Origin of the sequence: Sorangium sp. So ce693, assembly GCF_051521375.1 — a bacterium.
GTDB lineage: Bacteria > Myxococcota_A > Polyangia > Polyangiales > Polyangiaceae > Sorangium > Sorangium atrum.
The window spans coordinates 4,970,733-4,985,240 of record NZ_CP150347.1; the positions used below are offsets into that span (position 1 = coordinate 4,970,733).

The 14,508-nt window shown below is 70.8% G+C and carries 11 protein-coding genes; 4 read left to right on the forward strand and 7 right to left on the reverse strand.

Annotated features, from left to right (window positions below; translation table 11 throughout):
* The first annotated feature begins 33 nt into the window (after nucleotides 1-33).
* Both WMF14_RS18590 and WMF14_RS18595 read left to right on the forward strand, forming a co-directional pair.
* Nucleotides 34-2,334, forward strand: coding sequence for an McrB family protein (locus WMF14_RS18590; protein WP_437802654.1), 2,301 nt, complete (start codon nucleotides 34-36; stop codon nucleotides 2,332-2,334).
* The gene (locus WMF14_RS18595; RefSeq protein ID WP_437802656.1) at nucleotides 2,331-3,917 is read left to right on the forward strand and encodes a DUF2357 domain-containing protein; all 1,587 of its coding nucleotides are present in this window, start codon (nucleotides 2,331-2,333) and stop codon (nucleotides 3,915-3,917) included. The genes WMF14_RS18590 and WMF14_RS18595 overlap by 4 nt, the downstream gene beginning before the upstream one ends.
* A 64-nt stretch (nucleotides 3,918-3,981) precedes the next feature.
* On the opposite strand, the gene WMF14_RS18600 is transcribed toward WMF14_RS18595, so the two are convergent.
* Nucleotides 3,982-5,004, reverse strand: a complete 1,023-nt coding sequence (locus WMF14_RS18600) for a zinc-dependent alcohol dehydrogenase family protein (RefSeq protein WP_437802658.1) — start codon at nucleotides 5,002-5,004, stop codon at nucleotides 3,982-3,984.
* A 104-nt stretch (nucleotides 5,005-5,108) separates the two neighbouring features.
* Between WMF14_RS18600 and WMF14_RS18605 the strand changes: the two genes are divergently transcribed.
* Nucleotides 5,109-6,044 (forward strand): LysR family transcriptional regulator, encoded by a 936-nt coding sequence (locus WMF14_RS18605; RefSeq protein WP_437802660.1) that lies wholly within the window; start codon nucleotides 5,109-5,111, stop codon nucleotides 6,042-6,044.
* The gene (locus tag WMF14_RS18610; RefSeq protein ID WP_437802662.1) at nucleotides 6,041-6,625 is read left to right on the forward strand and encodes a histidine phosphatase family protein; all 585 of its coding nucleotides are present in this window, start codon (nucleotides 6,041-6,043) and stop codon (nucleotides 6,623-6,625) included. The genes WMF14_RS18605 and WMF14_RS18610 overlap by 4 nt, the downstream gene beginning before the upstream one ends.
* Before the next feature lie 32 nt (nucleotides 6,626-6,657).
* Here WMF14_RS18610 and WMF14_RS18615 read toward each other — a convergent pair whose 3' ends face one another.
* The 6 genes from WMF14_RS18615 to WMF14_RS18640 form a co-directional block, all read right to left on the reverse strand.
* Nucleotides 6,658-6,981 carry a hypothetical protein gene (locus tag WMF14_RS18615; protein ID WP_437802664.1) on the reverse strand — a complete coding sequence of 108 codons (324 nt, stop codon included), beginning with the start codon at nucleotides 6,979-6,981 and terminating at the stop codon, nucleotides 6,658-6,660.
* A 373-nt stretch (nucleotides 6,982-7,354) separates the two neighbouring features.
* A complete protein-coding gene (locus WMF14_RS18620; RefSeq protein ID WP_437802666.1) occupies nucleotides 7,355-8,215 on the reverse strand; it encodes an SDR family NAD(P)-dependent oxidoreductase in 861 nt (286 codons plus the stop codon).
* A gap of 238 nt (nucleotides 8,216-8,453) precedes the next feature.
* Nucleotides 8,454-9,176, reverse strand: coding sequence for a hypothetical protein (locus WMF14_RS18625; RefSeq protein WP_437802668.1), 723 nt, complete (start codon nucleotides 9,174-9,176; stop codon nucleotides 8,454-8,456).
* A 7-nt stretch (nucleotides 9,177-9,183) separates the two neighbouring features.
* Nucleotides 9,184-10,272: a TRAFAC clade GTPase domain-containing protein gene (locus WMF14_RS18630; protein WP_437802670.1), complete on the reverse strand. Its 1,089-nt coding sequence runs from the start codon at nucleotides 10,270-10,272 to the stop codon at nucleotides 9,184-9,186.
* A 2-nt stretch (nucleotides 10,273-10,274) separates the two neighbouring features.
* Nucleotides 10,275-11,642 carry a hypothetical protein gene (locus WMF14_RS18635; RefSeq protein WP_437802671.1) on the reverse strand — a complete coding sequence of 456 codons (1,368 nt, stop codon included), beginning with the start codon at nucleotides 11,640-11,642 and terminating at the stop codon, nucleotides 10,275-10,277.
* Nucleotides 11,642-14,383: a TonB-dependent receptor domain-containing protein gene (locus WMF14_RS18640; RefSeq protein ID WP_437802673.1), complete on the reverse strand. Its 2,742-nt coding sequence runs from the start codon at nucleotides 14,381-14,383 to the stop codon at nucleotides 11,642-11,644. The genes WMF14_RS18635 and WMF14_RS18640 overlap by 1 nt, the downstream gene beginning before the upstream one ends.
* Between the last annotated feature and the right edge of the window lie 125 nt (nucleotides 14,384-14,508).

The following is a 14,508-nucleotide window of genomic DNA, read 5'->3' on the forward strand; positions in this document are numbered from 1 at the left end:
TTCCACGGTCCGCTATCATCGCCGCGCATCATCATGCTGACCGACGAACAGCTCACCACCGTCTGGAAGGGCTTCACCCCACCTGCCGAGTGGGCGAAGTGGCAAAGAGACTATCTCGACTTCCTCTCCTGGGTGCGCAACGCCCCCGAGTCCGAGCTGCGGACCGAAGCTGCGCAGAAGAAGCTCTGGAACGCCCGCGCGATCACCCCCGCCGGCTACGGCGACGCCATCAACATCGACGCGCTCCTCGCCGACCCCGAGTTCGTCGACATCATCGTCGGCCTCCGTGGGCGCGCTTTTTCGCCCGACGTCGCGGTCCGGGCCGCAGAGATCCAGGGCGAGTACGAGCGCATCCTCGGTATGGCCGTGGCGCGCGAGGTCAAGCCCAGGCCGCACGCCAAGCTCCAGCGGCTGGTCGGCGCGCTCTTGCCAGCCGAGCTGAGCTGCGTGCTCAGCTACGATGCCGTTCGGCACATCGCCAAGCTCCTCCTGGGTGACACGAGCGATCCCCCGCTCGTGGCCCAGGTGAAGATGCGCGCGCGGCTCCGGGCCGTGCTCGGGGAGGAGAAGACCCTGGCCGAGCACGTGCAGCGCTCGACCTTCTGCTGGTGGCTCCACGAGAACTACGAGCGGCTTTCGGCTGGGCAGATGCCGCCGTGGAAAAGCAATGGGCCTGCCGAGGCCGCAGCGACGCCCCCGCCCGACGCCAAGCTGCCTCCGCTCGTGGTCTGGCCCTTCGCCAAGCAGTACGTGGGCTATCTCGCGGTGCGCAACTTCGCGGGCGCGTACCACGCCGTGGTGCAAGCGGCCCTCCCGGGGCTCTCGCAAGACGATCTCGTGGGCGTGCTTCAGGCGAGCGGTAGCTTCGACAAAGTCCCGACGCCGACGCTGCGCCAGCTCATCATCCGCACCAAGGGCCTCGGGTTCATCGAGCAGCGCGACGGCCTGCTCTACGCCACGAAGGACGGCGACGAGCTGTTGGGGAGTGAGCAGCCGGACATCCTCATCGAACGCTTCCTCCAGCGCGTCTTCGGCTTCGCCCATCTCCTCCGGTACGTCGAGGAGCACCGAGGGGCGACGGACGCGGCCGTGGTCGTCGCTCTGCAAAAGATCTATCCGACCTGGACCACCGCTGGGGTCCCCGACGATCTCCGGAGCTGGAGCCAATATTTCGGCTTGCTCAAGCGCGACGAGCGCGGCGGCCTCCATCTGACGGAGTATGGCGCCGCGTGGGCCACCCGGCTTCCGAAGGAGCTTCCGAAGCCTCCGCCCGAGGAGATCATCGATACCAGCCCGACCGAGGGCACGACCGCCGTCGCATCGAGGGAGATCCCGTATCCCGGCTTCAACGATATCCTCGCGCGCTTCAAGTCCGATCCGGAGATCGCCGACTTCGTCTTCGAGGACCGCCAGCTCGCCAGCCTCCACGCCGCCTGGCGCAGCAATCCACGCAAGCGCTTCGTGCTCCTCTCCGGCCTCTCGGGCACCGGTAAGACCGCCGTCACGCTCTGTTATTCCCGCGCGGTCTGCGACCTGATGGGGCTCTCCCCCGCCGCGCACCGGGAGATCGTGCCCGTCTCGCCCGACTGGCGGGACCCCTCGGGGCTGCTCGGGTACTTCAACGCCCTGCACGCCAACCCCACCTTCCAGGCCGAGCCGGCGCTCCGCCTCGTCCTGCGCGCCGCCGCCGATCCGGGGCGCCCCTATTTCCTCGTCCTCGACGAGATGAACCTCGCCCGCGTCGAGCGCTATTTCGCGCCGTTCCTCTCGGCCATGGAGACGGGCAAGGAGCTCGTGCTCCACGCCAATGGCGCCGAGGTCAACGACGTTCCCCCGCGCGTCCCCTGGCCGACGAACCTCTACATCGCGGGCACCGTCAACATGGACGAGACGACCCATCCGTTCAGCGACAAGGTGCTGGACCGGGCCTTCACGCTCGAGTTCTGGGACGTGGATCTCAAGCGCTTCTTCGAGCGCGCCGCGGCCAGGAGCCCGGGCAAGCGGCTCCCGGACGTGGAGGTGGCGCTGCTCGAACTGCACGATGCCATGCGCGCGGTCCGTCGTCACTTCGGCTACCGCGCGGCCGGCGAGGTGCTCGCGTTCATGCACGCCGTCCCGGAGCTGGGCGGCGCGGCGCAGGCGACGTTCCTCGACCAGGCCGTGTTCTCGAAGGTGCTGCCACGCCTGCGCGGCGAGGACACGCCGGCGTTCAAGGGCGCGCTCGAGACGCTCCTGGGGATCTGCAAGCGGCGCGGCCTCACCATGTGCGAGGCCAAGCTCGCGACGATGATGGATCTGCTCAAGCACACGGGCGTGACCCGGTTCTGGGCATGAGCCTTCAAGTCCGCGACGCGGACGGCCTGGACCAGCATACCGTCGACGGCGTCCTGCACCTCGAAGAGGCGAGGACCTACCACGTCGATGCGCCTCGTGGCGCCGGCGCGCCGCGGGCGTGGCTCGGACCGCTGGAGCTGCCCTGGAGCCAGGAGCGCGGGGCGTTCACGCTCGAGGTGGGCCACTGGGTCGGCTCGGCGGTGCTCAAGGTGGCGCACGGCGCCCAGGAGACGGAGGTCGCCGTCCAGGTGGCCCCGCGCAACGAGAAGCTCTCCGACGGGGCATGGCTCGCGCTCCTCGCGGACCTGGATGCGTGGTCGCCGGGCCTGGCCATCGGCCTCGAGGGCGGCGGCGTCGGCGCCGTCCAGTCGGAGGGCACCACGGCCGCTGTTTTAGCCATAGCCCTGTTGCCGCTGGTGCCGGCGCTCCTCCGCGCCATTCGGGCCATCGCCGCGGCGCCGCGGGAGCTCGCGGCGTCCACGCGTGAGGACGTCCCGTTGCGAGCCGTGCGGCGCGCGGATCGAGAGACGCTCCACTGGCTGGCGAGACACCCGGCGGCTGCACGTGCGGTGGATCCCTGGTTGGCCGCTCGCGCCGGCCAGCAGGACCCGTACGTGCCGCAGGATGTAACGCACGAGACCGTCGATCACCCGGTGAACCGCTACGTTGCCTGGCTCGTCGGGCGGGTCGCTCGCGTGCTCGGCGATCTCAGCGTCGTGCTCGGCGACGCCGCGGTCAAACGACGCCTGCAGCCGGACACCGCGCAATGGTGCCGTGCACGAGCTCGCGCGGCCGCAGGCGCGGCGGACGAGCTGTCAACCACGCTGCGACGCACGTTTCTCGGGTCGCTGACGCCCATGCCCGCCACCGAGGCCGCGCTCCTCGCGGTGCAGGACGATCCTGTCTACGCCCGCGCCCACGCGCTGGCTCGGCCCTTCCTGTCGCCGCGATTCCGCCTGCGCGAATCGCTGAGCGGCGCTGAAGCCCCGGTGCGCCCGAGCTTCGAGCTGTACGAGCTGTGGACGCTGCTCGCGGTGCAGCGGGCGCTCGCCGGAGTTCTCGATGGGTGGACGTGGACCTGGCGTCAGGGGGCGGGGAACGAGCTGCTCGCCGGCTTGGGGACGGGGGCCGCGTTCACCGCGAGGCATCCGAAGGACGGGGCGCTGATCGACGTTCGGTACAACGTGACGTTCCCCGGGTACCTCGCCCGGGGAAACTCGGACCGATACAGCATCTCCGGTGAGCGTCGACCCGATATCGTGATCTCGTTCGAGTCACCAGATGAGCCGCATTCGTGGATCTGTCTCGACGCCAAGTACCGCGTACGGCGGGAGGCCCTCGCAGATTCCTTCACCTCGCTCCACATCTACCGTGACGCGCTCCGGTGGGAGACGTTTGGCGGTCCATGCCGCGGCGGGTTGCTCCTCGTTCCGGCGGTCGAGTCGGCATGTCAGCCTTGGTTCGCGGGCGATTTCCGCGAGCGGTTCGGAATCGGGGCCTGGCGACTGACGCCGGGGGAGCCGCCGGACCTCGATCTGGCGAAGCTCATTCTCGCTATGGGCGGTGGCGCCGTCCGAGCGTAGGCGCCAGCGGCGGGCGCGGGCCCGGCCGCGCCAACCGCTCTCGCGGGGAACGCCGCCGCTTCGCTCAGTCGAGCCCGATCACCACCTTCCCGAAGTGCTTCCCCGCCGCGAGCTTCGCGAGCGCCTCGTTCGCCCGCTCGATCGGAAAGACCTCATCGACCACCGGCCGGATCCCGTGCAGCTCGAGCGCCGCCACGAGCTCCACGGTCGACTGCCTCGACCCGACCACCGCCCCCTCGACGCGGATCGCGCGGAACAGGATCGGCATCGGATCGATCTGGCTCCCAACCCCGCTCAGCAGCCCGATCAAGCTCACGATCCCGCCCGTCTTCACCGCCTGCAGCGATTGCGGCAGCGTCCCCGCGCCGCCCACCTCGATCACCCGGTCCACCCCTTCGCCGCCCGTCAGCCGCAGCACCTCCTCGTGCCACTCCGGCTGCTTCCGGTAGTCGATCGCCTCGGTCACGCCGAGCGCGCGCAGCCGCTCGATCTTCGCCGCGCTGGACGACGTGGCGATCACCCGCAGCCCCGCCGCGCGCGCGAGCTGCGCCGCGAACAGCGACACCCCGCCGGTCCCCTGGACGAGCACCGTCGCCCCGGGCGCCGGCCGCGGCCCCGACTCGAACAGCGCCGTCCACGCGGTCACCCCGGCGCACGTCAGCGTCGACGCCTCGTTGAACCCGAGGTGCGCCGGCGCGCGGACGATCGCGTCCTCCCCGAACACCACCAGCTCCGCGAGCACCCCGTCGTTCCCGCCCGCACCGAGCGCCGTGGCACGGTACTCCCCGCGGAACGGCCCCGAAGCCCACGTCGGGAAGAACGTCGAGATCACGCGATCGCCCTCCTTCCAGCGCCGCACCCCGGCGCCGATCGCGACCACCTCGCCCGCCGCGTCGCCCAGCGGGACGAGGTCCTCCTTGCGCTCCCCGCCGTACCGGCCGCGCACGACCATGAGGTCACGGTAGTTGATCGACGCGGCGCGGACGCGCACGAGCACCTGCCCCGGACCGGGCTTGGGCGCGGGGCGCTCGGCGAGCGTCCACGCGTCCGACTCCGAAGCGTTCTTCCGAATGATGACAGTCTTCATGGCGTGTCCTCCTGTCCTCCGTGGACACCCCATCCGTAGATCCGTTCCTCCGGGCGCAGTAGTCCGCGCGAGGGAACGTCACCTGTGCTATTTCAGCACAGATCATGATCTCGCTCGCCGCGATCGAGCTGCTCGTCGCCACCGTCGAGACCGGGAGCTTCTCGCGCGCCGCGCGCCGGCTCGGCGTCACGCCGTCCGCGGTGAGCCGGCGCGTGATGCGCCTCGAGCAGGAGCTCGGCGTGGCGCTGCTGGCGCGCACGACGCGCTCGCTCCGCCTGACGGACGACGGGCAGGCCTTCTACGCGCGCTGCGTCCGCATCGTCGAGGAGCTCGGGGAGGCGACCGAGGCGATCGCGCGCGCGAGCAAGAAGCCCGTGGGGCTCCTGCGCGTCGACGCGCCGGTGGCGCTCGGACGGGGCGTGATCGCGCCGGGTCTGCCGCGCTTCGCGGCGCGCTACCCCGACGTCCGGGTCAACCTGACGCTGCGCGATCAGCACGTCGACCCCGTGGCCGAGGGGCTCGACCTGCTCGTGCGCATCGGCCAGCTCGGCGACTCGAGCCTCGTCGCCCGCCGGCTCGGCGCGAGCCGCATCGTCCACTGCGCGGCGCCCTCGTACATCGCGCGGCGCGGCGCGCCCGCGACGCCGGCCGATCTCGCGCACCACGATTGCGTGGGGTACCTGCGCGACGGGCGGCCCACAGGGTTCCACTTCCTGACCGGAGACGGCGACGCCGTGCTCGAGGTGCCCATCTCCGGGCCGTTCCACGCGAACGACGTGGATGTCCTGAGGCACCTCGCGATCGCCGGGAGCGGGATCATCGCGATGTTCGACTTCCTCGCGAAGGACGCGCTGGCCGCTGGGACGCTCGTGACCGTGCTCGATGAATTCCCGACGACGACCTGGCCGATTCACGCCCTGTATCCGAAGAATCGGCACCTCTTGCCGAAGGTCCGCGTGTTCGTCGATTTTCTCTCGGAGATCATCGCTCCATCCTTGCCGCAACGTCGGGGAGAGCGCCGACGGAGCGGCCGACGTTGAGCGCGCGCATCATCCTGGTCCGCCACGGCCGCTCGGGGCACGTCCACACCGGCTGGATCGACGCAGCCGGGTTCCAGCGCTGGCGCGACGCCTACGACGCCGCGGGCCTGGCGCCCGGGGAGCTCCCGCCGCCCGCGCTCCGCCGCCTGGCGACGCAGGCGGGCGCGGTGGTCGCGAGCGATCTACCGCGCGCCCGCGCCTCGGCCGAGCTGCTCGTCCCCGGCGCCGAGATCGCCACGTCGGCGCTCCTGCGCGAGGTGGAACAGCCGGCGCCGCCGTTCGGCGACGCGCGGGCGCCGCTCGCGGTCTGGGCGCTCGCGATCGGGCTCAGGAAGGCCTACGGGGCGCTCCGCGGCGAGGCGCCGCCCGCTGCAGTGCAGCGCCGGGCGGGCGAGGCGGCCGAGTGGTTGGTCGAGCTCGCGGCCCAGCGCGGCAGTGTGCTCGCGGTCACCCACGCTTGGCTCCGCGAGGTGCTGGCGCAGGCGCTCGCCGACCGCGGGTGGCGGCGCGTGCACGCCTCCGCGCGTTACGCCCACTGGAGCGCGTGGACGCTGACAGACAAGCATCCATCCGGATCGTAGCTTCCCGCCAGCCGTGCCGGCCGACCCGAGCACTACCCCGTGCCCTCCGGCGCGCGCTGGCGGAGCGCGTCCTCCAGCGCGCGCTCGAACACCGCACGGGACGGATGGACCGTCAGTTTCCGGATGGCGGTATTCGCGATCTGAACCCCAAAGATGACCACCCTGGATTGGAGCAGAAAGTGACCTCCCTCGATCGCATGGAGGACGGAAACCGTCGCCTCGGTCAGCCGCGTGCGCGTCACGTGCTCGTAATCGGTCATCGCCTCCCAGTCGTTGAAGACCAGCACTCGGCCCTCCTCGGCGACCCGCCGCAACATCACCTCCTCGATCGCCGCTGCGCCCGCCTCCACCAGCACCCCGGTGACACACGTGACCATCAGCGCCGGCGCAGGACACCAGATCTTTACCGTGCCCTCGTTGCACCAGTGGGTCTGAAGCGGGCGGGCAGGGAGCGAGACCATACAGCTGGCGGGTAGACTGGGCCGCGGGCGACCGTTCGTCGAGGACCTCGTCGCACGATCTGCATCAACATGAGGAGCCGCGCGACACGCCAGGATCTCTGCCGTGTCGTGTTGTGAGGGGCCCGACCATCACACGAAGTGAAACATTCAATTCGGGCGGCTGAAAACAACCTGTGCAGTTCTCCTGTTACAGCGACGGATCTTTATGCTGCCCGGGGCCGAGCCCGCCCGACCTGCGCGCGGCGCGCGCTCCGGGCAGCCTGCCCCGTCAGGGCTTCGCCGCGCCCGCCATGAACGCGGCGAACGCTTCGGCGTACTCTGGATGCCAGCGCGACAGCGCAGGTCGGTTCCGGATCAGGTCGTCCGCCGCCCACTGCACGCGGCGCTCGTCCATCTCGCGCGTCACCGCGTTGTCGGGACAGAGCAGATAGAAGTCGCCGCGGGCCATGCCGTCGATCATCCGATCGACCACCTGATCCGCGGTCCAGGCCTCCGCGGGCTTCTCCGGGCCTCTCGCGGTCATCCCGGTGAATGTGTAGCCCGGGATCAGCAGATGGGCGGTGATCTTGCAGCCCGCCACGTTGCGCAGCTCGTGGGCGAGCTGCTCTGTCAGCACCTTCACGCCGGCCTTCGAGACGTTGTAGGCAGCGTCGCCGGGCGGGGTGGTGATGCCCTGCTTCGAGCCCGTGTTCACGATGGCGCAGGGGGTGCCCTGCGCGATCATCGTCTCGGTGAACGCCTGCACGCCGTGGATCACGCCCCACAGATTGACCTCGATGAGCCGCCGCCAGCGGTCGACGTCCTTCCACGGCTTGCCGCCGCCGCCGACTCCGGCGTTGTTCATCAGGACCGCCACCTCGCCGAACGCGTCGTAGGCGACCTGCTTCAACCGCTGCACGTCCTCGAGCCTGGCGACGTCGGTCGGCACCGCGCGCACGTCGGCCTCGCCGCCGGGCGCGGCGGCGGCGACGCGCCCGGCGGCCTCGTGCAGCGCCGGTCCGTCCAGGTCGGCGAGACAGACCTTCAGGCCCATGCGCGCGAAGCGCTCGGCGGCCGCGAGGCCGATGCCGCTGGCGGCGCCGGTCACGACGGCGGCACGGCCAGGTGTCAATGCGGGATGGTCATTCACTGCGGATCTCCGTCATGCGTTGATGGCGCGCCGCCTTTGGCGCGGCGATCGGGGCGAGCATAGTAGGCGCCGGCGGGGCGAGCCACGATCATCCGACATCCGGCGTGAGTGGCGACGTCCAGGGATGGCTTGCGTGTCACCGCAGCCGCTCCTACCATGCCATGCGCGCTGGCGGACAGCCGCGCAGGTGCGCGATGAGCGATTGAATTTTCCGGAGAACCTGAGGGATACCTCAGCCTCAACCCCCCACCCATCCGATCATCAGTCGACCGACGGCGACGATGACCAGCAGACAGGCCGCGAAGCAGCCGAGTCCCGGGCGCTTGCCGTTATCGCCTGCTCCCGCCACCTGCAGGCTCACCGCGCCCGGAGGATCCAGGCGCTTTTTTTTTAGCGTGGGCAACCGCCTCCACCGCGCCGGCGCGGCTTCGCCCTCGAGCAGCGCCACCGGGGGCGTGCGCTTCACGATCGCCATCGCGCGCGCCGCCCGGCTCTCCCGATCACCCCGCCTCGACGCGCGGATCGCCGCCTCGGGCAGCCCGAACACCTCGCCGGAGCCGTACGTCCCAGCGAGGCCGGCGAGCACGCGAAGGTGCCAGTCGGCGGGGATCGCCCCGGGTAGCCCCTCGATCGCCTCCTCCGGGATCGGCGGGAACCACACGGCGAAGTGCTGGACCCGCCTTCCGGTCCAGTCCTTCCGCGCCGGATCGAGGAACCGCGTCGCCACGTAGGGAAACACGGGAGAGCCTCTCGGCCCGGGCTCGTCGATCTCGAGCAGGCCATAACGGAGCTCTCCTGCGCTCGCGTCGGCGTCGCCGATCATGGCCTCGAGCGTCGTGAGCCAGGCGGGGAGCGCCGGGATCTCGGGCACGCAGATGAACTCGTAGTCCCAGTGCTCGCCGCGCGTCCTCCAGAGGAGGCGCGAGGTCTCGACGACGGACGCTGGCGCGGGCGCGAGCATGGCTGTCCTACTGGTTCTGGTGGTAGGCCCGCGCTCCCTCGTCGTTGCGCAGGGCCGCGGCCATCGCTGTCAGGACCGCCGTGAACGCGTCGCCCCTCCGGATCGCGCCCTCGCGGGTCTTCTGGAGCCTGTCGAGCCGCGTGGTCGCGAAGTCCTTGATCGAGACGAACCGCAGGATCTTGCTCACGATCTGGTATCGCTTCGGGAGGAAGTCGTCGAGGGAGTCGACGAACGTCACCAGATCGCGCAGGCCCTGGAAGAACGTCTCTCCGGCCGACCTCTCCTTCCTCGTGGCCTGCGCCTCGCGGACCGCGCCCTCGACGGTGCTCACCAGGATCGCGGGGGCGAGCGTGCGCACGCCGAGCGAGGTGCCCGGGTCGACCTGCGCGTCGGCGTCGACCGGCGCGTCGACCGACGAGAGCAGCATGAAGCGGTGGCCGAACGCGCTCTCGGCGCGGAGCACGGCGCAGAGCTTCGCGAGCTGATCGTCGGCGTCGCGGCAGACCTCGCGCTCGAAGTCGCTCGCGCTGTACTCCGGCGGGAACAGGTCGGCCTTGCTGAGGGCGAGGATCCACTCGCGCGGGAAGCTCACCTCGTCGCCCGCGGCGGCGCTGGTCCGGCGCAGCCGGTCGCACTCGTCGGCGAAGTGCTCGAAGAGCCACCGGATGTAGCCGGTCCCCTCGCTGCGGTACTTCGCGCCGTCCGCAAGGAGGATCCCGACGTGGCTCATGCCGAGCTTGAGCAGGCCCTGGCGCATCGCCTCCCGCTCTTCCGCGTCGATCGGCTCGTCCTCCCACCAGCGCCCGGGGTAGTCGTACCAGTGGATGCGGACCGCCGCGTCCGGCAGGTCCCTCGGGAAGAAATCGAACTCGTACGCGTCGAAGCGCGTGCTGCCGTCCGGGAACCGGCCCTCTTCGAGGCGGTAGAAGCGCCCGAGGAGCTGGTTGCCCTGCGCCTTGTTGACCGCCTGGATCTTGTACGCGTGCTCCTGCTGAAACGAGGGCTGCGTCTGCGCCCGGTAGAAGGCCGCCAGGAGGACCGTCTTGCCTGCGCCGGAGGCGCCGAACAGGGCGACGTGCAGATCGAGCGGCGGCATGGCTACTTCTTCTCCTTCACCTCGACTTCCATCTGCTTCACGCTCGAGCCGCCCCGGCCGTCGTGGACGACCGCCCACAGCGACACGCGCCCCGGCTTCGAGGGCGGCGTCCAGGTGGTCCCGTGGCGCTCGCCGGGGCCCGTCACCGCGTCGCTCACGAGGCGCCGCGCCCCGTCGAACTCGCCCCCGTCCGTGTAGTAGTCGACCCAGATCGCCTCGCGCGCCGGCGGTCCGCCGAGCCCCGTGGCCTCCACGTCCTCGTCGGCGGCGCCCGGCGGCACGATCACGTCGATGTCGTAGCTCGTGCAGTCGTCGGCGTCCGGCTCTGCCGGGCTGCATCCCTGGGCCTTCGCTTCAGGCCGGACGCACGGCTCCACGAGGGGGAGGCCGCTCTCGCCGAGCGCGACCTCCTTGTCGTCCAGCTTCAGCGTGAAGCCGTCGAGGGGCGGGTTCGTGTTGGGTCGCTGGTCCTGGAAGACATACACCTGCGTGTAGCCCACGACGAAGCTGTCCGGACCGAGCACCTTCCCGTCCTCGTCGACGCACTCCAGTGGAACCGACAGGTCGTCCAGCAGCGCCGCGGACGGCTCGGCGCCTGACAGCACCGCCGCCAGCGCTGCGGACAGCGCCGGGGACGGCCGCGTCTTGCCGGCGCACAAGGCGAACAGCACGTAGGCCGACGAGTACCTCGTGCCGGCCGCGGTGCGCCCTGCGTCCTTGCGCCTGAGGATGTCGTCGGGCAGCGCCCACGTGAACGAGACCGCGTTGGGCTTGCCGCTCAGCTCCGGGTCGATCTCCTGCCGCTCGAAGAGAGAGGTCGGCTCCTCCTGGCCGCCGTTGCCGCCGCCACCACCGATACCGCCGCTGCCGCCGTCGTTGGTGCCGCCGCCACCACCGTCGCCGCCGCTGCCGCCGTCGTTGGTGCCGCCACCACCACCGTCGCCGCCGTCACCGATGCCGCCGCCACCGCCGCCGCCGTCGTTGGTGCCGCCGCCGTCGTTGGTGCCGCCGCCTGCTCCTCCCGGCTGCTGCGGGCTCATCCCCGCGATGTAGGTGCCCAGCCACTGCGGGAGGCACCCGAGATGCTCATCCACCCCGACAGGCGGGTTCACGCAGCCCCCGATCCACGCGACCTCGACCTTGCGCGGATTGCCGTCGGCGTCGCCCAGCGCGTCGGCGTACGTCATCTGAAAGGTCACGCGCTCGCCCGGCGCCGCGTACGGCTTGTCCGCCGTCACGGTCAGGACGCGGAGCGCCTCCACCTCGGACGACGGAGCCAGGTCGCTCCCTGCGCAGCAGGGGATGCCGAGGGCCAGGGTCGAGAGCGCGGCGAGCAGCGCGCGGCGAGCGGGCAGTCGGGTCCGTTTCATCAGAAGTCTCCTCGCAGCCCGAGCGTGGGCAGGAAGGGGAGCCCCGTCACGTACTCCCGCTTCGTGTAGTTGAAGTTGTAGCTGATGCCCTCCGCAGCCTGGTAGTTGTAGACGTTCTGCACGTCCAGGTAGAGCCCGAGCTGCCACCTCTTGAATCGCCACGTCTTGTCGACGCGGACGTCGAGCTGATGGAACAGCGGCATCCTCTCGCTGTAGTCGCCCCCGAGCGGGAAGGGCGAGTACTTGCCCGAGGAAGCATGGTAGATCGCGTTCACCCGGTTCGGATCACACCCCTTCTGCTCCGGATCGCAGACATAGGGTGTCTGCAGGTTGCCCGACACGAGGCGGAAGCGCGCGCCGACCTCCCAGCCCCGGCCGAGCTGCATATTCCCGAGCACGGTCAGCACGTGCGTCTGGTCCCACGGCGTGGGGTGCTCCTCCTCGCCGGGGCCGTCCGTGCGCACCGACCGCGAGAGGGTGTAGGCCGCCCAGCCGAAGAAGCGATCGTCCGGCTTGTACTTCAAGAGCACCTCGCCGCCCACCGCGTACCCGGTGCCGTCGTTGGCATATCCGTCCTTCTCGGCCGAGAAGACGACCTGCCGATCGAGCTGCTTGTAGAACCCATCCAACGTCACGTCGATCTGCGGCGTGATCTCCTGCTCCACCCCGAGGCCGTAATGGATGGATCGGTTCGACTTGATATCCGGCGTTCCGAACGGCTCGACGCTCTCCTGGAACTGGGGCGCCTGGTAGTAGAGGCCCACGCCGCCCTTCGCCGTCGTCCGCGGGAAGCCGCTCCGGATGTCGTAGCGCGCGTTGATCCGCGGGCTCACGTCGAGCGTGTGCGTGTCGAGCGCGTAGTCGACGCGCACCCCGGGGACGATCCGCGCGCGCGGCGAGGGGACCACCTCGAACTCGGCGTAGGCGGCCGGCCGGGAGTACGGGCCGTCGAACGACTGGTCCTGCGCGGGGAGCGTCGAGAACGGCTGGTTCGACGGGTGGCCTGCAGGCAGCCTCGTCGGCGCGTGGAGGTTGACCGTCGCGACGCCGCTCGAGAGGTCGGTCCCGACGTTCATCGTGAGGAACCTGGCGAACCGGTGCGAGTACTCCAGCCGCAGGTCGAGCGAGGCCGTGGTGATGTTGAAGGCGAGGGGAGCGACCCCGAAATCGAAGACGTCCCTGCCGAGGGCCAGCGACCAGAGGATCCTGTCCCGGTTCCCCAGGCGGTTCTCGTAGCTGAGCTGGAAGCGCTGGAAGGCGGTGTGCAGCCCGAAGTCGCCCGTCAGCGCCGGCTCGTCCTCCGGCGGCTTGTCCAGGGTGATCTTGAAGGCGTCGTCTGAACCGTAGAAGCTCGCGCGCACGCGCTCGCTGGCGGAGGGGCGGCCCTCGAGGACGAACTGGTAGTCGTAGTAGACGGGCGCCTGCGTCACGCTGGAGCCCGCCTCCTTGAGCACGGGCCCGAGCCACGCGTCGACCCAGCTCCGCCGGCCCGCCGCGATGAACTTCCAGTCCTTGAGGTACGGGACGGGCCCCTCGAGAAGCACGCGCCCATCGATCAGATCGAGCTGGACGACGCCGTGGTACTTGCCGTCCTGCTTCGGCGAGCGGAGCCCGACGTCGACGATGCCGCCCATGGCGCGGCCGTACACGGCGCTGAAATTGCCCGGGTAGAAGTCGATCTTCTCGAGCATCTCGGTCGGCACGACCGAGGAGAGGCCGCCGAAGTGGTAGATGATCGGCACCGGGGTGCGATCGATGAACGTGAGCGTGTCCTGCGGCGCGGACCCGCGCACGATGAGCAGCCCGAACCCGCTGCGCGCGACGCCGGGCAGGCTCTGCAGCGAGCGCAGCGCGTCGCCCCCGGTCCCGGGGATGCGGTCGATCTCGCGGCGCTCGAGCGTCCTCCGGGTCACCTCGCGCGGCGGGCGCTCGCCCTGCACGGTCACCTCGATCCCCTGCGCCTGGCCGTCCTTGGGCTTCGCGAGCGAGATGCGGTAGCGCACGTCGATCGCCTCGCCCTCCGTGATGTCCTCCTCGGCCGTGAACGGCTCGAACCCCGCGGCGGTGACCTCGACGCGGTACTTGCCGGGGGGGAGGTTCTTGAAGCGGAACTTGCCGCGCTGGTCGGTCTTCACGTCCTCGCGGCCGCCGTCGGGCCGGAGGAGGCTGACCGAGATGTCCGGGAGCCCCTCGCCGGTGCTCGCCGACAGGACGGTCCCGACGACGGTCTCGACGTCGGCGGGCGGGGCCGGCGCCGCCGTGTCGGCGGGCTTGGGGGTGAGCGTGAACGCGTACCGGTAGAGGATGCGCGCCGGCGCCGGCGTGCCGTCCGGGCGCCGCGCCGGCTCGAACACGAGGCCGGGCGCGGCGGCGAGCGCGGCCTCGTCGAAGCCATGCCCGCCCGGCGTCTGGACCTCGGCCTTGGTGACGCGCCCGGTCTTGTCGATGTCGAGCTTGAGGATGACGCTCCCCTCGACGCCGGCCTGCTGGGCTTCGACCGGATACGCCGGCGGGGCGTACGTGATCAGCTTCGGCGGGGTGATGGCGGTGGGCGGCGCCGGCTGGGCCGTGCCCGGCTGGGGGACGACGACCGCGCCGGCCCCGCCGCGAGGGACGGAGGCCCCGCCCACGTCTCCCTCGGGCGGAGGCTCGGGCGGCGGCGCGTCGGCGGGCTGCGCGCGCGCTGCGCTGGCGGTCATCGCGACCGCGAGCAGCAGCGCTTCCGAAACAGCGAGGCGCATCGCAGAGGGCGCTGTGGAAGGCATGCGCGCGCACTCTCGCATGATGCGGACGAAGAGAGAAATATGCATCCGGGGCGGGAGTGTGCTTCCGCCGTGTGCGTGCATCGGCTCCACGGGGCGCCGGG

What these genes read in the sequence shown, in the direction of transcription:
- WMF14_RS18590 (WP_437802654.1), top strand. Translation starts at nt 34, where the DNA reads ATGCTGACCGACGAACAGCTCACCACCGTCTGGAAGGGCTTCACCCCA.
- WMF14_RS18595 (WP_437802656.1), top strand. Translation starts at nt 2,331, where the DNA reads ATGAGCCTTCAAGTCCGCGACGCGGACGGCCTGGACCAGCATACCGTC.
- WMF14_RS18600 (WP_437802658.1), bottom strand. Translation starts at nt 5,004, where the DNA reads ATGAAGACTGTCATCATTCGGAAGAACGCTTCGGAGTCGGACGCGTGG.
- WMF14_RS18605 (WP_437802660.1), top strand. Translation starts at nt 5,109, where the DNA reads ATGATCTCGCTCGCCGCGATCGAGCTGCTCGTCGCCACCGTCGAGACC.
- WMF14_RS18625 (WP_437802668.1), bottom strand. Translation starts at nt 9,176, where the DNA reads ATGCTCGCGCCCGCGCCAGCGTCCGTCGTCGAGACCTCGCGCCTCCTC.
- WMF14_RS18630 (WP_437802670.1), bottom strand. Translation starts at nt 10,272, where the DNA reads ATGCCGCCGCTCGATCTGCACGTCGCCCTGTTCGGCGCCTCCGGCGCA.
- WMF14_RS18635 (WP_437802671.1), bottom strand. Translation starts at nt 11,642, where the DNA reads ATGAAACGGACCCGACTGCCCGCTCGCCGCGCGCTGCTCGCCGCGCTC.
- WMF14_RS18640 (WP_437802673.1), bottom strand. Translation starts at nt 14,383, where the DNA reads ATGCGCCTCGCTGTTTCGGAAGCGCTGCTGCTCGCGGTCGCGATGACC.